16 protein-coding genes are annotated in these 19,724 nt (G+C 64.2%); 6 read left to right on the top strand and 10 right to left on the bottom strand.

Translation table 11 applies throughout. The features are described from left to right. Window positions 1-62 precede the first annotated feature (62 nt). Complete coding sequence (locus G6N33_RS21865; protein WP_044512041.1) at window positions 63-1,475, top strand: aldehyde dehydrogenase family protein; 1,413 nt, start codon at window positions 63-65, stop codon at window positions 1,473-1,475. A gap of 90 nt (window positions 1,476-1,565) precedes the next feature. Here the strand turns inward: G6N33_RS21865 and G6N33_RS21860 are convergent, their stop codons facing one another. The 6 genes from G6N33_RS21860 to G6N33_RS21835 form a co-directional block, all read right to left on the bottom strand. Continuing rightward, window positions 1,566-2,462 (bottom strand): lytic transglycosylase domain-containing protein, encoded by an 897-nt coding sequence (locus G6N33_RS21860; protein ID WP_081662002.1) that lies wholly within the window; start codon window positions 2,460-2,462, stop codon window positions 1,566-1,568. A gap of 212 nt (window positions 2,463-2,674) precedes the next feature. Then, complete coding sequence (locus G6N33_RS21855) at window positions 2,675-3,820, bottom strand: zinc-binding dehydrogenase (RefSeq protein ID WP_044506798.1); 1,146 nt, start codon at window positions 3,818-3,820, stop codon at window positions 2,675-2,677. A 39-nt stretch (window positions 3,821-3,859) separates the two neighbouring features. Further along, on the bottom strand, window positions 3,860-4,786 hold the full coding sequence (locus tag G6N33_RS21850; protein ID WP_044506800.1) for a TPM domain-containing protein: 927 nt from the start codon (window positions 4,784-4,786) through the stop codon (window positions 3,860-3,862). A gap of 179 nt (window positions 4,787-4,965) precedes the next feature. Continuing rightward, on the bottom strand, window positions 4,966-5,505 hold the full coding sequence (locus G6N33_RS21845; RefSeq protein ID WP_044506802.1) for a hypothetical protein: 540 nt from the start codon (window positions 5,503-5,505) through the stop codon (window positions 4,966-4,968). Between the two features lie 42 nt (window positions 5,506-5,547). Next, a complete protein-coding gene (locus G6N33_RS21840) occupies window positions 5,548-6,636 on the bottom strand; it encodes a BTAD domain-containing putative transcriptional regulator (protein WP_408632739.1) in 1,089 nt (362 codons plus the stop codon). Between the two features lie 64 nt (window positions 6,637-6,700). Next, window positions 6,701-8,158 (bottom strand): serine/threonine-protein kinase, encoded by a 1,458-nt coding sequence (locus G6N33_RS21835; protein WP_456299201.1) that lies wholly within the window; start codon window positions 8,156-8,158, stop codon window positions 6,701-6,703. Between the two features lie 226 nt (window positions 8,159-8,384). Between G6N33_RS21835 and G6N33_RS21830 the strand changes: the two genes are divergently transcribed. The 3 genes from G6N33_RS21830 to G6N33_RS21820 are packed head-to-tail and all read left to right on the top strand — an operon-like array spanning window position 8,385 to window position 11,261. Continuing rightward, window positions 8,385-9,551 carry a TolB-like translocation protein gene (locus tag G6N33_RS21830; protein ID WP_232069442.1) on the top strand — a complete coding sequence of 389 codons (1,167 nt, stop codon included), beginning with the start codon at window positions 8,385-8,387 and terminating at the stop codon, window positions 9,549-9,551. A gap of 4 nt (window positions 9,552-9,555) precedes the next feature. Next, on the top strand, window positions 9,556-10,488 hold the full coding sequence (locus G6N33_RS21825) for an NHL repeat-containing protein (protein WP_163771612.1): 933 nt from the start codon (window positions 9,556-9,558) through the stop codon (window positions 10,486-10,488). An 11-nt stretch (window positions 10,489-10,499) separates the two neighbouring features. Next, window positions 10,500-11,261 (top strand): esterase, encoded by a 762-nt coding sequence (locus G6N33_RS21820; protein WP_155945889.1) that lies wholly within the window; start codon window positions 10,500-10,502, stop codon window positions 11,259-11,261. A 74-nt stretch (window positions 11,262-11,335) separates the two neighbouring features. On the opposite strand, the gene G6N33_RS21815 is transcribed toward G6N33_RS21820, so the two are convergent. After that, window positions 11,336-11,695, bottom strand: a complete 360-nt coding sequence (locus G6N33_RS21815; protein WP_044506806.1) for a DoxX family protein — start codon at window positions 11,693-11,695, stop codon at window positions 11,336-11,338. A 64-nt stretch (window positions 11,696-11,759) separates the two neighbouring features. Further along, on the bottom strand, window positions 11,760-12,407 hold the full coding sequence (locus tag G6N33_RS21810) for an HAD-IA family hydrolase (protein ID WP_044506808.1): 648 nt from the start codon (window positions 12,405-12,407) through the stop codon (window positions 11,760-11,762). A gap of 425 nt (window positions 12,408-12,832) precedes the next feature. On the opposite strand from G6N33_RS21810, the gene G6N33_RS21805 reads away from it, so the two are divergent. Beyond that, window positions 12,833-13,762 carry a class I SAM-dependent methyltransferase gene (locus G6N33_RS21805; RefSeq protein WP_163771610.1) on the top strand — a complete coding sequence of 310 codons (930 nt, stop codon included), beginning with the start codon at window positions 12,833-12,835 and terminating at the stop codon, window positions 13,760-13,762. Window positions 13,763-14,148: 386 nt separating this feature from the next. On the opposite strand, the gene G6N33_RS21800 is transcribed toward G6N33_RS21805, so the two are convergent. Further along, on the bottom strand, window positions 14,149-17,079 hold the full coding sequence (locus tag G6N33_RS21800) for an MMPL/RND family transporter (protein ID WP_044506812.1): 2,931 nt from the start codon (window positions 17,077-17,079) through the stop codon (window positions 14,149-14,151). Further along, a complete protein-coding gene (locus tag G6N33_RS21795; protein WP_081662006.1) occupies window positions 17,076-17,639 on the bottom strand; it encodes an MmpS family transport accessory protein in 564 nt (187 codons plus the stop codon). The genes G6N33_RS21800 and G6N33_RS21795 overlap by 4 nt, the downstream gene beginning before the upstream one ends. A gap of 274 nt (window positions 17,640-17,913) precedes the next feature. On the opposite strand from G6N33_RS21795, the gene G6N33_RS21790 reads away from it, so the two are divergent. Next, complete coding sequence (locus G6N33_RS21790; RefSeq protein WP_044506814.1) at window positions 17,914-19,554, top strand: RecQ family ATP-dependent DNA helicase; 1,641 nt, start codon at window positions 17,914-17,916, stop codon at window positions 19,552-19,554. The last annotated feature ends 170 nt before the right edge of the window (window positions 19,555-19,724 follow it).

Raw genomic sequence — 19,724 nt, 5'->3', positions numbered from 1 at the left:
AGTTACGCGCGTAACCTCTGTCGGGCAACGACGCACGCTGGCGACCGAAGGAACCACCATTGATTAGCACACCTGGCACGATTCCGGTCTTCAATCCGTCCACCGAAGAGCTGATCACCGAGGTCCCCGATTCCGATCGGGCCGCCGTCGACGCGGCGGTGGCCCGGGCGCGCCAAACCTTCGAGTCGGGTGTGTGGCGCAAGGCGCCCGCGTCACACCGCGCCAACGTCCTGTTCCGCGCCGCGCGCATCATCGAGGAACGCGCCGACGAGCTTGCCGCGCTCGAAGGCCAGGACAACGGGATGAACCTGACCGCCGCGCGGCACATCATTCCGGTGTCGGTCGACATGCTGAAGTACTACGCAGGCTGGATCGGCAAAATCCACGGCGAGTCCGCCAACCTCGTCTCCGACGGCCTGCTCGGCGCCTGGGAGACCTACCACACCTTCACCCAGCTCGAGCCTGTCGGCGTCGTCGGGCTGATCATCCCGTGGAACGGTCCCTTCTTCGTCGCCATGCTGAAGGTGGCCCCCGCCCTGGCAGCCGGGTGCAGCGCGGTGCTCAAACCCGCCGAAGAAACGCCGCTGACCGCGCTGAAGCTAGAAGAAATCTTCCGCGAGGCCGGTCTGCCCGACGGTGTCCTGAATGTGATCACCGGCTACGGCGAGACCACCGGTGCCGCGCTTACCGCGCATCCCGACGTCGACAAGATCTCCTTCACCGGGTCGACCGAAGTCGGGCGGCTGATCGTCAAGGCGGCCGCCGGCAACCTCAAACGGCTGACCCTCGAACTCGGCGGCAAGTCGCCGCTGATCATGTTCGACGACGCCAACCTGGATAAGGCGATCATGGGCGCGGGCATGGGGCTGCTCGCCGGCTCGGGGCAGAACTGCTCGTGCACCTCGCGGATCTACGTGCAGCGCGGCATCTACGAGCAGGTGGTCGACCGGCTCGCTGAGTTCGCCCCGATGCTGCCGATGGGCGGCAGCGAAGACCCCAATTCGGTGCTGGGGCCGTTGATCAGCGACAAGCAGCGCAAACGGGTCGAAGGCATCGTCAACGATGGCGTGGCGGGCGGGGCGAAGGTGATCACCGGCGGCAAGCCGATGGACCGCAAGGGCTATTTCTATGAAGCGACGATCATTACCAACACCACCCCCGATATGCGGTTGATCAAGGAGGAGATCTTCGGCCCGGTCGGCTGTGTGATTCCCTTCGACGACGAAGCCGAAGTGATCGCCGCGGCCAACGACACGCACTACGGGCTGGCTGGATCCATTTGGACCGAGAACCTGTCGCGCGCCCACCGCGTAGTCAATGAGCTTCGCGCAGGCCAGATTTGGGTGAATTCGGCCCTTGCCGCGGATCCCTCGATGCCGATCAGCGGGCACAAGCAGTCGGGTTGGGGCGCCGAGCGCGGACGCAAGGGTATCGAGGCTTACTTCAACACCAAGGCGGTCTACGTCGGCCTGTGACGGTCGCACAGCTACGCGCGAGCGTCACGCCAAGGCCAGCATCGGCGCGGTTTCGCCCTGGCGTTACGGCTCGGCGGCCGGACCGCTCGGCTACTGGGCGTGCGAGGCCAGATACTCGTCGACCGGAATCGGTGACGTCGCCGCATAGCCGATGGGCAATAACACGTCGCCGGCGGTGGTGACGCAGTAGACGTCCCACCGGTAGAACGCGGATAGTGCCGCGGGGTCGGTGGCGATCAACGCGGCGTAGTCGTCGACCGCCTGCACGTACTGGTGCGCGTGGTTGTAACCGTAGATCGCCCGATCGCGGTCGTTGGCGAAGCCGTTCGCCGCCAAGTAGCGACCCGCGGCCATGATGCTGTCGCGAGGGGAATTGATGTCGCTGCCCTGGCCGTAGGACGCGAAGGTCGACGGCAAGAACTGCATGGGTCCTTGCGCGCCCGCGGTGCTCACGCCGAGGATGCTGCCGAAGCGGGTCTCGACGAAGTTGATCGCGGCCAGGTAGTTCCATCCGACACCGGACTCCGCCTCGGCGGCGTGGTAGTAGCCCATCAGCTCATCGAGGGGAATCGGTGGGTCGACGTGCCACGCCGGCAGCGTGTCGCGCACATGCGCCATCGCCTGCAGCTGCCGGCGGGCGTCCACGTTGCGGTCGTAGACCTCCAGTAGCGGCGGCGGGATGCGCGGTCGGGTGATCGAATCCCAGTCCGGATGCCGACCGATGGCGCGATAGGCGGCTTGCTCGCGGTGCGCCGCCGCCGTCAGCGCCGCCTCCACGGTCGACGGATCCCGCAGCGCGTGCTCGTCGGCGACCAGGTCGTCGGCCAGTTGGGCGGGGTCGGAGGCCAGCTGAGGCTGGATGCCCGCGGGCGGGCGGGGCGCTTCAGGGATGCCCGTTGACGCAGACGCCGAAGGCGTCAAGCCGACGAACGTGGACGCGATCAGGACGAACACAAGTCGCGCGGCACGAACGGGCTTGTGGTTCATCGCGTCCATCGATGTGTGGTGGGTCCTGCGCATTGAGTCTCTCGCAATCAACCACGCGCAGCAATGGGTGTGACGGCGGCGGACCGCCGCGATCGCCGACTCGGAGCCGCAACTTATGCGTCTGCTGTTGGCTAAGCGATTCTCTTGGCGAAGCCGCGACCGTTGGTCATTTTGGGACGGTGCTGTCGCCGCGGCCCGCGGCGCCAGACCCGTTACGGGGCGGCGTGTGGGGTGACCAGAAACTTCGATCCGGTGGCCCGCTTGACGTATTCGTGGAAGGCCTCGGGTTGGAGCATGCCGGCTAGCGAGACCTCGCGGGTGTAGTTGCTGGCGAACGTCGTGGTGAGTTCCGCGGCGACTCGGGCGCGCAGCCGGCCGATTGTTTCGGCGCCCGTGGTTTGCAGGAAGGGGGTGAGCAGCCAGCCGCCGACGCCCCAGGCCATACCGAAGTTTCGCGTGAGCACCGTGGGGCCGGTGTCGAGCATGCCGTAGATATAGACCTGCTTGTGCACGCTCGATCCATAGCGTGAGTACTGTGCAGCGTCGGCGTTGGCGGCTTGTTCCATGCCGTTGAGGATCTGACTCGCCAGGGTGCCCCCGCCCGTCGCGTCGAAGGCAAGCGTCGCGGATGTTGCCGTGAGGGCATCGACGAGATCTGTGTTGAACGAGGGCGATGTCGAGTTGAGGACGTGGGTGGCGCCGAGCGACCTCAGCAGCTGTTCTTGCGCGGGTTTGCGGACGATGTTGACCAGTGGTATGCCGTCTTGTCGGCAGATTTTGACCAGCATTTGACCCAGGTTGGATGCCGCGGCGGTGTGCACCAAGGCCGAATGCCCTTCGCGTCGCATTGTTTCGGTCATTCCAAGCGCCGTCAGCGGATTGACGAAGGACGACGCCCCGTCCCTCGCGGTGGCGCCGTCGGGCAGGACCAGGCACGCAGCAGCGTCGACCATCCGGTATTGCGAGTACATCGCGCCGGCGGCGATCGCCACAATTTTCCCCAGCAATGCTTGCGCCGCCGGCGAAGACCCCGCCGCCACCACCGTGCCAGCGCCCTCGTTGCCGACCGGAAGCGATTGGTCGAGTCGAGCTTTGAGCGCGTTGACGGCGCCTTCCCCGAGCCGGGCGGTGACGATCGGGCGCTCGGGTGTGCCCGCGACGGTCGCGGTCGTCATGTCCGCGGTCGCGACCAGCAGACCCAGATCTGATGGGTTGATCGGCGATGCCTCCACGCGCACCAGCACATCGTTGGGGCCGGGGACGGGGACGGGAACATCCTGCAGTGAGAGTTCCAGCACGCCGTCGGAGCTCACCAGCGAACGCAATTCCAATGCTTTGCCGGGCAGATCTGCGGTCATGGATGTGCCTCGTTCCTGTTCTTCCGACACCAGATCACCTCAAGAGCGAGCGCCGCCGCGCCGCGGGGTGCGGTGGGCCGCCTGCACATCGGCGTTCGCCAGGGTTTGGGCCTGCGCGGCCAGCGTCGACGCCCGGTTGGCGTCGGCAATCGCGTCGGCGGCATTGCCGGTTTCCTTGCGGCGTGCGGCGGCCAGATATTGCTTTGTTTCCTTGACCCGGGTTTTCGCCTCGGCGCCGACGCTGCGGCGATGCCGGCTGACGTAGTCGGAGACTTGTCGCGCCCGCGCTTCGGCGGTGGCCAGCGCCTCGCGCAGGGGATCGACGGGATCGCCGATGTCCGCGGGTTCGCCGGCGGGACCCGGCCGGCGCGCCACGCGCCGACGATGGGACGCGCGGTACAGCAGCAGAACAGCCACGGCGACGGCCACCGCCACCGCAACGCCGACCCCGATCTGCAGCCAGACGTGCCGGGACTTGGCTGCCGTGGTGTTCAACGCGCCCGCGGCGTCTAACCTGTCGGCGGCGGCGACGGCGGCCCCAACCCAGTCCTTGGCACCCACTGCCGGCTCGATGCGGTTGCGCCGCAAGGTGTTTAGCTCATCCGGGGTAAGACCCTGAAGCTGGGGCGGCACGCTGAATGCGTACGCCTTGGTGTTGGTGGCCACCGCCAGCAGCACGTCGTGGTCGCCCATCGCGCTGGCGGCGCGGGTTCTGTCCGCCCAGTTTTCGGGTTTGAACCGATTGAAGTTGTCGACGTATGCCACCCACAGCTGGATGCGGCGATCCTGGTACAGCTGGTCGATTGCCTCGCTGATCGTCACCCGATCGGCATCCGCCAACACCCCACTGCTGTCGGTGACGTGCTCGGTGAGTTTCGACGGTGGTTGCGCACCCGTGGGAGTTGCGAGCAGCAATGCCGCGACAACGGTCGTCAGGATTACCGCGAAGAGGCGCACAATCGGCATCTTCGTAATCTAGCCCGCGGCCGACCGTCAACCGAGAGCATCATTGGCCGCCCAGCCGGAAACCGATGTGAGCCCGCCGCTGGGAGTGGCTGCGGCCAGGATCTGCGACTGATTTTTCGGGGCCGGGGCTAGGAACCGATAGCCGTTGTCGCCAGCGGCTTTTGGCCCTGTCCGTGAGTCTAGGTGTGTACTTTCCAGCCGGCTAGCGGGGTGGGTGCCGCGGGCGCGTTGGGATCGTTGAATTCGATGTACACATCGCCCTGTTTCACGGCGCCGTCGTACGCGATGAATCCGTGGGCGGTTTGGCCGTTCGTGACGGCACCGGACCGCAGCGGCGGAGCCTTGTTGATCTGCTGGTAGTCGACCGTGGCGGAGCCCGCTTGGGTATCCCGGTACGGGTCTTGTCGCCACGGCGAGGAGGCGGCCGTGATGGACGCCGAGCTGTAGGCGAACGGCGCGTCGGATTTGCCGACGATGGTGACCTCGATGACGTTGCACCCTCCCAGGGAGCAGCCGGACGAGACCCAGCTGGCGTTGTTCAGCGTGACATCGGCAGTCGCGGTGCTGTACTCGGTGACATGGATGGTGGTTCCACCTTGCCCGGTGGGGAAAGGTGGTTGCTGCGGCGTCGGGTCGGCGTTACTTGGGGGTGCCGTCACGCATGCGATCATCGCCAGCGATACCGCTAGCGCTGCCCGCAAGTGAGTCGATGTGACCATCTGCAGACCATAACGCGCGCCCTTGTCGCACCGCCGCGAATGTCAACTCGGGCACATCTCGAAGGTGAATTCGTGGCCGCAAATGCAAATACAGTCGCCGTCGGCCAGCGTCGCGCTGGAGCGAATCCGCTGTCGCCCGACATCGACTCCGTTTGCGGATCGAAGATCGGTGATGACGAAGCTGTTGCCGGTATCGATCACGACGGCGTGGTAACGACTGACGGTGTCATCGTCGACAACGATGTCGTTATCGGAGAGGCGTCCGATCCTGGTTGCGGTCTCGCGCAGCGGATAACGTTTTCCGGCGCCGTCGCGCAGGTAGGCGACGGCCTCCCCCTGGACAACTTCGGTAGGTCGACGACGGGTCACAGCCGTGCGTTTGGCGGTGGCACGCGCCGCTTGCTTTGCGTCGAGGGGCTCTTGGCGAAGGATCCGCTGATGCAGACGCTGCAGCGCTGGGCCGGGGTCGATGCCCAAATCGTCGGCGAGCGCGGTCCTGAGCCGACCGTAGGCGTCCAGGGCGTCGTATTGGCGTTCCGCCAGGTAGTAGGCCGTTATTAGCTGCGCCCACAACGGTTCTCGATAGGGATGCTCGGTCACCACCGCTTCGAGCTGCGCGATTATGGAATGCGTTCTTCCACAAGCTATTTCAGATTCCGCTCGGGCGGTGAGGGCCTCCAGCTTGTCCTCCGTCAGTGCCGCGGCGAAGGCGTCGACGAACTGAAAGTCACGCAAATCCTCGAGCACCGGCCCGCGCCATTCGGCCAGTGCCGTTGACAAGTGATGGCTGGCTTGTTCGAACCGGCCAATTTCAGCGGCCTCGATCCCCGCTTTGTATTCGATGGCGAAACGCCCGGCGTCGCAATCGGGTTCGGGCACGGCCAGCCGGTATCCGGGCTGGGCACTGGCCAGGATCGCAGCGGGATCGCCGCCGGCGTTGCCGATCAACCGGCGGATCCTGGAAACATGGGCATGCAGGCTGGCGCGGGCCTCGGGTGGTGGTTGCTGTTGCCACACCGCGTCGATCAACGAGTCAATAGCGACGGTGCGGTTGCGATTGATCAACAGCAACGCCAACACGGCTCGCTGCTTTGCCGCGCCCAACGGCAGGTCGGCGCCGTTCACGCTCATCTGCAACGATCCCAATAGCCCAAACCGGAGCTCGCCGTGGGTCATCGCGGTAGCAGTCCCTTCATCACCACAGGTACACCCGCGCGCTGCTGCCGCCGATGCAAGTGATCCAGCTGTCCCCCGGCAGTTGCTGGCAGTGCATGAGGAAATTGGATCCGTTGCACAGCGCGCCGGGCACGGTCTTGCAGTCGACGGCGCCGGGTGCCGAGACGGCCCGTGGCAGCGGGCTGGCGTCGCCGTATTCGGCCCAGTAGGTGGTGAGCACGCTGTGGGCGAAAAGACATGAGGTTTCCGGTGTTCCCCGGCCCGCACGGGTGCCGAAGCCCGTGGCGTCCGGCAAGGCGAAGCCCTGATCACACGACTGGTGCAAGCTGCTCAAGTCGGGGCCGGTCAGCAGCGGAGGCAACGCGGCCCGCGCAGCCGAGGTCTGCTGGGGCCCGGTCGGCGTCGCGGCGAACAGTCCGACGTCCAATCCGATGCCAGCCAGCACCAGAGCCGCCGTCGCCGCGATCACGGCCGGCAGCAGCCAGCGGCGCCCACGCGTGCGGGGCGCCTCCGACGCAGTCGGACCCGCAGTTGGGAGACTTGCAACCAGCGGTCTAGTGCCGTTCGACGCGGCCGATGTGCCGTCGGGCAACGCCATCTCGTCGGTGATCGCACCGTCGCTTCCCAAGGCGCGCTGCGCCGCACGGGCCAGGTCGCCGGCCGTGCCGTAGCGGTCGTCGGGCTGTTTGGCCATGCCCCGGGCGACGACGCCGTCGAGCGCGACCGGGATCCGGGGATTCGTCGCACTTGGTCGCGGCGGTGGCAGGGCTAGGTGGGCCGCAACCAGATGCTCGAGGCTGTCACCGGCAAACGGGGTATCCGCGGTCAGCGACTCGTACAGCACGCACGCGAGCGAGTAGACATCGACCGCGGGTGTGGTCACCGCGTCGCGGAATCGTTCGGGCGCCATGTAATTCAGGGTGCCGATCTGAGTTCCTACCGTCGTCAGCCGCGGATCGCCCCGGCCCTCGGCGATTCCGAAGTCGACCAGATACACAAAATCGGCGGGCGTGACAATGATGTTCTGCGGCTTGATGTCTCGATGGATCAATCCCTCGGCGTGCGCCGCATCCAGGGCCGCGGCGACTTGGCTGATGATGCCTACCGCGCGTGCGGGGGGCAGCGGGCCGCTGGCGATCAGCTCGAGCAGCGTCTGCCCCTGCACCAACCGCATCTCGATGTACAAATTGCCGTCGATCTCACCCCAGTCATGGATGGGAATGACGTGTGGCTCCTGCAGAATCGCTGCCGCTTGGGATTCTCGCTGAAATCGGGTACGAAACGTGGGATTGGTTGACAACTCGTCGGCAAGGATTTTCACCGCGACAGTGCGCTGTTTGCCCGTGTCAAAGGCTTCGTAGACCGCCCCGCCGCCGCCCTTGCCGAGCAGTCGGGTGAGGTTGTATTTGCCGAACGTCGTGCCGACGCGCGAGTCCACGGACGCAGTATCTCGCTCACCGCCCACCCCCGCACCCATTTGGCGCGGAAGCCCCACCGCAAATCGCCGACCCGGCACCGGTGGCGCGCAAGAAATCCGCAAGGCATGCGGCGCAGCCTCTAGCGGACGGGGCAACGCAGCCCACCAGCAAAGACTTAAGGACACCGACATGACCACCACATCGCGCTACTCTCACTCCACGCCGCGCACTGGCGAACCCGGCATTGTTCGTCGGCGCACTACGTTTGGACGAAGGATCGACATGATGGCGCTCGCGCTCATGGGAATGGCCACCGTCGCGGCTACGAGCCTGGCGCCGACCGCCCACGCCGAACCCGATAACCCGCCGACCATGGCGGCCCACGGCGTGGAGGCCCCGCTCGAGACGGTGCCGTGGTCGCAGGTCGGGCCGGGTTGGTTGCTCGCCATGTGGAGCCCGGTTCCCGGCCTGCATCCCGGGGAGCAGCCACCACCCGGTTCACCCACCTGGGAGACGGCCACCAGGACGCTGTACCTGGTCGACCCCGCCGGGGGCCGCTACCCCATCACCACGTTCCCACCGACGGATCACGGTGCGAGCCCACGGTTGGTCGACTGGTCGGGCGACGGGACCCGCGCCCTGTTCATCGCCGAGGAGAAGGGCCGCAAGACGCTGACCGAGGTCGATCTGCGCAGCGGCGAGAAGAAGGCTTTCTCCGTCGACGGCACAAACGTCAGCCCCCGCTACACCCGTCCCGACGGCAAAGCGATCCTGCTGGACAGGTGGAACCTTTCGGGGCCCGGGTCACTCGAACGCGTCGACCTTGCCGGCAACCACCAGCTGACGTATCCGGTAGATCAAGATTTCGAGGGGTACCTCTCCACGCCCGATGGCACCCAGCTGGTGGTGGGCACGCCGTCCGGCCTGACCCTGATGGGCAACGACGGGGCGACCGGCAATACTCTGCCGGTGCACGGGCAGAAGGATTGCCGACCGGTGCGGTGGTGGGATCCGGGCTCAACGATTGCCCTTACCCATTGCGGTAATTCCACTGGCTCCCAGTTGTGGTTGGTGCCCATCGATGGCGGCACACCGACCGCTCTCACCGCCCCCAACGACGGGCACGGCCCGGATTACGGTGACCTGAACGCGTGGCAGCTGCCCGCGGGAACCTTCCTGCAGGCCACCGGCGCGTGCGGCGTCGTCTTCGTCGCCAAGCTCAACGACGACGGCACCACGTCGCGGGTGTCGGTGCCTAACGTCAAAGGCGGCAGCGTCGTAGTGGTCGGCGCCAACGGCGGCGACCTCACTCTGCACGCCCGGGCCGGGTGCGGCGGCGGGCAGTCGCTGATTGATTACAACCCGACGGCCGGTACCTCGACGGTGCTGCTGGGGCCGACCGTCAATGGCGGTGGCGTCATCAACGCGGTGCCCTACCCGGGTCAGCGGTAGCGCCATGTCGAAACATCATCGCGGTGGCCTGATCTGTCGTGTCGTTCCGCTGGCGCTAACGGCCGGTATCGCGGTCTCGATGGCGGGATGCTCGACAGCCGGGTCCGGCGCGCCGGTCTCACAACCGGCGCCCGCACCGAGTGCCACCCACGCCATCAGCTATGCCCCGCAAGTAGTTCTGCCCTTCGGTGACTTGATCAACCACGCCGCCGGCGTAGCAGTGGACAGCGATGACAACGTGTACGTGCTCGACTTGCACTACGGCCAGGTGTGGGAGATGCCGACGGGCACGACGAGACCCAAGCCGCTACCCTTCGCCGGACTCGGCCGCGCCGTCGATATTGCGGCCGATAGGGCCGGCAACCTTTATGTCACCGACGATGACAAACACCGGGTGCTGAAATTGACGCCGGGGATCAGCAATCCCACCGTGCTGCCGTTCAACGGTCTCAAGCTCATCGCCGGTGTTGCGGTCGACACCGCGGGCGACGTCTACGTCAGCGACTCAGGCAGCAAGCGAGTGTGGAAGCTATCCCCTGGGTCGACTATCCCAATTGCCCTGCCGCTCAACGATATTGACAATGCCGGGGTGGCGGTGGACCGCAGCGGCAGCGTCTATGTAGTCGACTCCGGTGGCAAGCGGGTAGTCAAGCTGGCCCCCGATACCGCGACAGCCACCACAGCCACCACCCCGACGGTGCTGCCGCTCCCCGACCTCTCGGCACCCACGCAGGTGGCGGTGGGCGCCACTGGCGATGTCTATGTCGTCGATCTGAGGCCAAGTCGCGTGTTGAAATTGGCGGCCGGCGCGAGCGCTCCCACCGTGTTGCCGTTCACCGACCTCAAGAAACCGTCCAGTGTGGCGGTCGACGGCAAGGGCAACGTGTACGTCAACGACGGCCTGCACTTCCGTATCCTCAAGCTGCCGGTCCAGTGAACGACGCTGCCATGAGCACCAACCTGTTTCGACGCGGCATGCTGGCCGCAGCGGTGGCTGCGGTCGTCTCCGCGAGTGCGGCCGGGTGCGATGCGTCGCCTCCCGGGCGACCGACCCCATCGACGACCGCATCGCCAGGGGTGAGCACATCGATTGCGGCGCAAGGACAATCGGCGTGCACCGATCTGGGTGGCACTGTCGAAGCTGACCGTAACTGCCACGTCCGCAGCGCCACCTCCTCCTACCAGGTCGACGTGCGCTTTCCCGTCGACTACCCGGACATTCCGGCGGTGGTCGATTTCCTGAAACGTGACCGCACCGCATTCCTTGATTGGGTCACCAAGTTCGGGCCCTTGGGGGGTCGGGGTCGGCCGTATCAGTACATCGTCACCGCAAGAGATTTCCGTTCGGGGACGGCGGAGTCCGGCACCCGAAGTCTGGTGCTCACAATCGACAACGACACCGGCCTGTCTCATGAAGGCCACCCGAATACGACGTTCCAGGCGTTCAACTTCGACCTCGGCAAGCGCGTTCCGATCACATTCGGCACTCTGTTCAAGCCGGGGACCACGCCGTTGGACATTCTCAATCCGATCGTCCGGCGTGAACTCGACGCACCGACCGCCGACCTCGATGAGAAGACCTATCAAAACTTCGCGATCACCGACGAGGCGGTAGTTTTCTTTTTCGGCCAAGACCAAGTGGTGCCCGACAATGCGGGGCCGCACAGAGTCACGGTGTCCCGCGCCGACCTCGCCGCGGTGTTGGCCTAAGTCGTCGACTGGCGCGCGAGAGGCCAGCTGCTGAGATCTATCCCGGCGCTAACAGCCGTAGCCATGCGATGACGCTAGCGGTCCCAGATCGCCAATTCCGCCAAGGCCAGTAGCGCCAAGTTCAGCACGATCATTCCCGGTTCACGCCGGCGCACGTGCACCACTGCGGCTCCAAGCATGACAACTATGAGGCCGGCCGTCCCGAGCATTATCGCCGCCAGCGGTGAAATCTTGAGCACCGCGGGCAAGAGCATTGCCAGGCCGCCGGCAATTTCGGTCAATCCGACGAATACCACTGTGGCCGAACTGAGTTCGCTGATCCAACTCCAACCGCGAAGTGCCAGACGCTTTTTCGGTACGACTAACTTGATGACGCCGCACGCGGCGAAAGCCAGACCTATCGCCGCGCTGACAACCCACAAGACCACATCCACTGAAACGTGCCTCGCAGCTGTGCCGTTCACCCCGCGGGTAATGAGATCGCAAGTTGCCACCCATTTAGGTGATCAAGGCCACACCCTTGTCAGTGACTTCGACGCGAACGCAGGACAGATCGGTGACCACGAGGTCGGCGCCCGCCAGTTCGGTCGCATCGTGAGTGGTCGTGAGGGCCAGTACTTGCGCCCCGGCCGCTCGGCCGGCGCCGACGCCCGCGGGCGCGTCCTCGACGACCAGACACTCCTGCGCCTGGAAGCCCAGCCCGGCGGCCGCCTTGAGGTAGCTCTCCGGGTTTGGCTTGCCGGTCGACACATCTTCGGCACCGATCAGCAACTGCGGTTCTGGGAGTCCTGCTGCCACCAGTCGAGCAGCCATCAATGACCGCGGTCCGGAGGTCACCGCAGCCCAGTGACCTGGCGGGAGGGCGGCTAGCAGTCGACGTGCGCCCGGTAGCGCGGAGACACCGGCGAGATCGGCCTGCTCCTGCAGCGCGAGTTGGCGAGCTGTCGCTGCGATCCGGTGCTGTGGTGCGACGAACCGCGCGACCGTGTCCTCGGTTCGCCGGCCATGACAGACCTTGAGTACCTCGTGATAGTCGACGCCGTACTCCGTGGCCCAGATGTCCCAGGACCGCTCGACTGTTTCGGTGGAGTCGATCAAGGTGCCATCGATGTCGAACAGAATCCTCTTGCCCTGCAGCAGCGCCATAAGCAGTGACCCTAGCGGGGCTCGACGCCCGTAACGGAAGGTGCGCCGCTAATGCGGATGCGGTCAACCACACTCGCCCAGAAAGTGCCTGGATGACCGTGCGCAGCACAACGCCGCTGGCGCCTGCACGCAACGGCCGGAAGTTTGCCCGACCTGCGGCGCCGGCCCCAGTTAGCGCGCCCGGCGGGGACGTTGCGGCCGGCATGAGCGGCCGGCCACGTCAGGGTGGCCATCGTTGCTAGTACGCGAGTTCTGCGCATTTGTAAAGGTAAATGTAAGGAATTTCAATTACGTTTTGCCTAGCAGGACCGCGTCCGATTGGACTGTTACCATGAGCTAAATCATCTACTTAAGCCCGACCGCCTGCTGCTGCCCCAACAGCGTAGCGTCAGGAATTTGTAGCATGGGCGACGAAAGGATTATTGGTGTTAACAACCACCAAACGAGCCCAATACGACTTTATATGTGAAACCTTGCAGCATGGTACGGCGGCGCTGAACTTTACGTTGTCACTGTTGGAGAAGAGTTACAAATCCCACTTCCCTCGCCACGCCAGCGATGTGAGCGCGCTCCTAGAGGATGCATGCAAATACTTGCTCGATGCGGGTGACGGCAATGAATTGTATCGAGTGACCGAAGAGGTGCATCGGCAATTCTTCAAATCCGACGGGATCGGGTCCTGGTTCAGCGAAGGCTACTCCGCATATAAGTCGCAGCGTAAGCCGAAACAGGATTTCAACAATTTCGCTGACGCCATTAGCGGTAATTCTGTTCTCGACTTCGGCTGCGGCCGAGGTCATCTTGCCGTATTGATCGCCCGCGCCGGCTTTGACTGCTACACCACGGACGTCATGGACTACCGTTGCGAGGACGCTGGCGTGCTGCCTTTCCGCCAGATGGCATCGCCCGTTGACGTCCCCTACCCGGACGACATGTTCGACAGTGCGATCGTCAAAACCGTCCTCCACCACGTTGATGAACCCGACCTAATTCCGCTGTTGACCAATTTGCGGCGCGTTGCACAGCGGTTGATCATCGAGGAGGACACTTTCGGCGTCGCGGGTGAGCCACTCGGGGCCGCGGCGAGCCAGTCCGAAATCATCGAATTCAACAAATTAACGGATAGAGATCAATTCCGGGTACTGGTCCTGATTGATTTCTTTGGTAATGCCGTCGCCCAAGGACTTGTCGATATGAATTTCGGCTGCCAATTCAAGAAAATTAGCGAGTGGTACTCGTTGTTCGACGCTCTCGGGTTCCGTGTTTTGGAGACCGAAGTCGGCGGTTTCCGCCCCGGCAATATTCACAAAACCTGCCAGGTTCGCTTTGTCGTTGATCGCACCGAAGCGCTATAACGCTTACCATCGCAGCGAAATCACCGGCTACACAGCCTGTTCCCAGGGAGCGTCGAACCCTTGTCTGTGGAGTGACAGAAATCACGCTGTGCGGACACACATCTGGCGCCGGATGCCGCGGGACAACGGCCGTCTTCAGCGGGAGTCACATTGGTCTCACGGGACGGCTTCAGCGGCGTCGGCCGAGCTGCCCGGGCGATACCGGGTTTGAGGGACTGTGAGGAATGGGGTGCTCCGCCCTGACCGTGGTTGCCGGCAGCGGTGCGGGCGTCAGATCAAACACTTTGCCAGCAACGCGATTGGCCCGACTTCGCGGTGTCGCAACAGCCCTGGCAATGCTTCGGGCCTAGCCGAAACAACTGACAGGCAACAACCGAAGTAGCCTTTTAGCGCTTTTTGACCAGCCCGCCCGGCGGGTTTTCGTCAACGTCGTTGAGGATCAGTTCGCGCACGGCGGTACGCGTCCCATACGGTCGCAGCATGGTGCTGGCCGGCCGTGGACGCACGTGCTGCGGCCACCAGAACCAGCGGCCGAGCAAGGTGGCAAGTGACGGGGTCATGAACGACCGCACGATCAAGGTGTCGAACAACAGACCCAGCGCGATCGTCGTGCCCACCTGCGCCATCACCCGCAGCGGGCTGAATGCGAACGTGGCCATGGTGGCGGCGAATACCAGACCGGCGGCGGTCACGACCGAGCCCGAACCGGCCATCGCACGGATCGTCCCAGTCTTGAGGCCGGCGTAGATTTCCTCCTTGAACCGTGAGATCAGCAGCAGGTTGTAGTCGGAGCCGACCGCCAGCAGCAGGATGACCGCCATCGCCAGCACCATCCAGTGCAACTTGATCCCCAGGATGTACTGCCATAGGAGCACGGAGAGTCCGAAGGAAGCACCCAGCGACAGCAACACCGTGCCGACGATCACGCAGGCCGCCACCACGCTTCGGGTGATCACCAGCATGATGACGAAAATCAGTGTGGCCGCGGCAATTCCGGCGATCAACAGATCGATGTTGGAGCCGTCGTGCATGTCCTTGTATGTCGCGGCGGTACCGCCGAGGTAAACCTTGGCGCCCTCCCAGGGCGTGCCCTTGATCGCCTCGTGCACGGCCTGCTTGATCGGCTCGATGTGGGCGACGCCCTCGGGAGTCGCCGGGTCGCCTTCGTGCGAGATGATCAACCGGACAGCGTGCCCGTCCGGCGATATGAACTGTTTGAGGCCCCTCGCGAAATCCGGGCTCTTGAATGCCTCTGGCGGAAGGTAGAACGTGTCGTCGTTCTTGGATTTGTCGAAGGCATCGCCCTGCGCGGTGGCGTTGTCGGCCTGCGCTTTCGCCTGGTCGTTGAGGCCCTTTGTGATCGCATAGTTCGACATGATGGTGTCGAGGTTGTGCTGCTGGCTCTCGATCTGTGGCGGGATCAGTGCGACCAGCTTCGGCTGGATCTGATCCAGCTTGTCCAGATTCGCGCTGAGGTTCACGATGTTCTCAGCCACCTGGTCGATGCCGTCGAGCGCGTTGAAGACCGATCGGATTGCCCAGCAGACCGGGATGTCGTAACAGTGCTTCTCCCAGTAGAAGTAGCTACGGATCGGCCGCAGGAAGTCGTCGAAGTTCGCGATGTCGTCGCGCAACTTCTCGGTGATTTCCACGGTTTGCTTGGTGAGCCTGGTGGTTTCGTGGGTGGTGTTGCTCAGATCCTGGGTGACCTGCATCTGCTCACGCAGCGTTGCCATCGTTTTCTTGAGCTCGTCCGCCTGGTTCAGGAGGTTTTGCGCTTGCTCTTCCTGATAGTGCTGGGTCTGCAGCCGCGCTGCGGCTTGTGTCCCCATCTGAAAACCGAGGGTGCTGTGATCGAGCGGGGTGCCCAACGGCCGGGTGATGGTCTGGACCCGACCGATACCAGGGATGTGGAAAATCGCCTTGGCGACCTTGTCCAGGACGATGAAGTCGGCCGGGTTACGCAAGTCGTGATCGGTCTCGATCATCAGTAGCTCAGGATTGAGCCGAGCCTGGTCGAAATGCCGGTCCGCAGCCGCGTAACCGACATTGGCCGGCGTATCTTCCGGCAGGAAGTGGCGGGTGTCGTAGTCCGTCTTGTAGCCGGGCAGAGCGAGCAGGCCGACCAATGCGGCGGCGATCGTCACCGCGAGAACGGGTGCGGGCCAGCGGACGATGGCGGTGCCGATGCGTCGCCAGCCCCGCGTCTGCAGCTGTCGCTTCGGGTCCAGCAGCTTGAAGAACGTCGCCACGGTCAGGATCGCCGGTGCCAGCGTCAAGGCCGCGAGGACCGCGACCAGCATGCCGACCGCGCAGGGTATGCCGAGTGACGAAAAATAGGGCAACCGGCAGAAGCTCAGGCAGTACATCGCGCCGGCGATGGTCAGCCCCGATCCCAGCACGACATGGGCCGTGCTGTGGAACATCGTGTAGAACGCCTTTACGCGGTCTTCGCCCTGACCGCGGGCCTCGTGGTAGCGGCCGACCACGAAGATCGCGTAGTCCGTTCCGGCGGCGATCGCCATCAGCACGAGCATGTTATTGGCGAACGTCGAAAGTCCCATGATGCCGTAGTTGCCCAGCGTCGCGACGACACCGCGGGCCGCCGCCAATTCGATGAAGACCATCACCAGCATGATCAGCATGGTGACCACCGATCGGTAGACGAACAGCAGCATCACGATGATCACGACGAAGGTGATCATCGTGACCACCGCAACGCCCTTCTCACCCGCGTGGGACTGGTCGGCAAACAGCGGACCCGCCCCGGTGACGTAGGCCTTGATGCCGGGCGGCGCGGGCACCGATTCGACGATCTTGCGGACGGCATCCGTGGATTCGCCGGACTTGGCGCTGCCCATGTTGCCGGCGAGGTAAACCTGGACGTACGCGGCCTTCTGGTCGTGGCTCTGGGAGCCCGCGGCGGTCAGCGGATCACTCCAGAAATCCTGGATGTGCTGAACGTGTGTCTTGTCTTGCTCGAGTCGCTTGACGATCTCGTCGTAGTAGCGGTGCGCCTCGGCCCCCAGCGGCTTGTCGCCCTCCAGCAGGATCATTGCCGAACTGTCGGTATTGAACTCTTTGAACGTCGATCCGACGTGCATCATCGACTGGAACGACACCGCGTCCGTGGGACTCTGCGACACCGATTGGCGTTTGGAGACGACTTCGAGCTGCGGGGAAATGGTATTGGTGACGAAGACGATGCCCAACCACACCAGCACGATCGGCAATGCCAGCCGGTGGATCATCCGCGGCAGGAACGGCGGGATCAGCGGCTGATCAACGCGCGGGGCAGCCTCGGTGGCCTCGCTCATGCCGACTTGTCCAGGCAGTAGACGAAGGCATTGACCGTTTCGTTGGGCGGCGATTGATTAGCACCCTTGATCACCGCACCGTGTCCGTCGTGGTTATCTACGACGAAGTGGCAGGCAATCCAACTCCCGTCTCCTTGCGCTACCAGGTTGGCCGGGATGCCGGGCTTCGTCGACTTCAATACTGTGCTCCAGGGCAAGGGGACGTTGAGGGCCTGCTGCGGGTGGGAGTTCTCGTCGAGGTAGTTGATCGTGGCCGTGCTGCCCGGTGCGCCCCAGACCTCGAGCGTGATCGTCTTGGCGTTGAACTGGTCGAGAACCTCGCCCGACGTGCCACCACCGAATGAACCGCGGTGGACACCGAAGATTCCGTGCAGGCGGTAGACCATGAACCCCGATAGCGCGACTACGGCTGCAATGGTCAGGACGAGCCAGAACCGGCTGAACAGGCCCTTTTTCTTGCTGGCCAGCCACTTTTTCTTGTCGCGCTGTGGGCCGACTTTTTCCTCGGTCCTCGAGGCAACCTCGGGATCTAGCGACCTGATCCGCGACTCGGTCGTCATGGGCGCTTTCCTAACCAGGGGCGAAGGCTACTCAGCTAATTAGCTTAAAAGTAAGCTTAGGCACTCTAACCTACAACGAGATAGTCCGAGCTTCACATCCGGCGCGCGGAATATCCGCAGACTCAGATGCTCGAGTGCCCTCGCTGCTTCGCCACTGCTGTCTGCCAAGAGGATCGAGCCCCTCAATCCGCGTTCGGCAGCCGTGCCGTATCGGTGTAGTACACACCAACTGCCAGAGCCGTTTTGCGGTCGCGGCACCGGGTAACTCATCGCGGTGACCCCGGCGACTGGTAACGCGCTGAACCTCGACGCACTCGCCCGTAGCCAGTTCGGATGGGACCGGCTCACCGACGATCAACGCACGGCAATGCGGGCTGTCCTGCACGGCCGAGATCTGCTCGCGGTGCTACCGACCGGATCCGGAAAATCCGCGATTTACCAGGTCCCGTCGCTGCTGACCGCCGGTGCGACGTTGGTGGTGTCACCGCTGATCGCGTTGCAAGACGACCAAATCGCCACAATTGAAGAAAGCGGGGCCGGCCACGCGGTCGCCATCAACGCCCGATTACGTGCCGAAGAGCGCCGACACAGTTGGCGCGCAATCGAAGACCAGCACGCCGACTTCATCTTCGTCTCCCCCGAGCAGCTGGCCAGCGACGATGTCGTCGACAGGCTGCGCAAAGCCGGGCTGTCACTGATTGTCGTTGACGAGGCGCATTGCGTCTCGGCGTGGGGACAGGACTTCCGGCCCGACTACCGACGCCTCGCCGACGTCTTCGGAACCCTGGGCGACTCAATCCCGGTCGTGGCGTTGACGGCAACCGCGTCGGTGGTCGTGCGCCGCGACATCGTGGACCAACTCGGACTGCACACCCCCGAGGTGGTCGTCGGCGGTTTCGATCGCCCCAACTTGCGGCTGACGGTCGAGCGTCACATCGGACCCGAGGAGAAGCGATCTGCCGTGATCGATTCGGTGTCCAGGCAATCGGGTCCGGGGCTGCTGTACACGGCAACCCGCAAGGACGCCGAGGATTACGCGCAGGCCTTGCAGAACATGGGACTTACCGCGGCGGTCTATCACGCCGGCATGAAGACCGCCGAGCGGGACGCGGTACACGTCGGTTTCCGCGACGATAGATTCGACGTCGTTGTTGCCACTTCGGCATTTGGGATGGGCATCGATAAACCTGACGTGCGGTTCGTCGCGCACGCCTCGGTCCCCGACTCGTTGGACAACTACTACCAACAAATCGGGCGTGCCGGCCGTGACGGCAAAGATGCGGTGGCACTGCTGTTCTACCGACCCGAGGACCTTGGGCTGGCACGATTTTTCAGTACCGGACGACCCGACGAGAAGCTGCTCGCCACGGTGTACGCCGCGTTGAGCAAAGCGCGCCCGACAAAGCTGAAAGAGTTGCGCAATCACCTCGGAATCGGTGGGCGCAAGCTGACGAATGCCATCAACCTTCTTGACGAGGCCGGGTCGATTCAGGCCAGCCGCAACGGTTTCCGCTGCTGCGCGGCGTCACCGAAGGCTGCGGTCGCAGCGGCCGTCAGGCTAGCCGAACTACGCGAACGGGTTGACATCAGCCGGATCGAGATGATGCGTGGCTATGCCGAAACCGATTGCTGCAGACGGGGCTTCTTGCTGTCGTATTTCGGCGAGCAGCTGCGCACCGCGTGTGGCAATTGCGACATCTGCTTGACGGCGAGCCGGCTCAGCGACGTCAGCCTCAAGGAGCCAGCAATTCCGGTTGACACCGAGGTACGACATCGGGAATGGGGTTTTGGCACGGTGATCGGCGGCGATCCCGACCGCGTGACCGTGCTTTTCGACCAATACGGCTACCGGGTGTTGTCAATGGCCGCAATACGCACGCACGGCCTGCTGGACGTCGCCCCCGCCCGAGGCTGACCGCGCGGCGAGTTGGCTATCTTTCGTTGGGCGAAGGTGCGGGTGCCAACACTGGAGCGCTAGCAAGAACGTGTTAGACCACCGGCCGCCGGCCCGTCATCAGGCCCATGCACGCCCCGGCCGGCCAGCTGCAGGTCATCACCACAAGCCGGAGCTGAAGGCGGATGACG

This window comes from Mycobacterium simiae (genome assembly GCF_010727605.1).
Classification (GTDB): Bacteria; Actinomycetota; Actinomycetes; order Mycobacteriales; family Mycobacteriaceae; genus Mycobacterium; species Mycobacterium simiae.
This window is presented reverse-complemented; position numbering and strand designations above follow the sequence as displayed.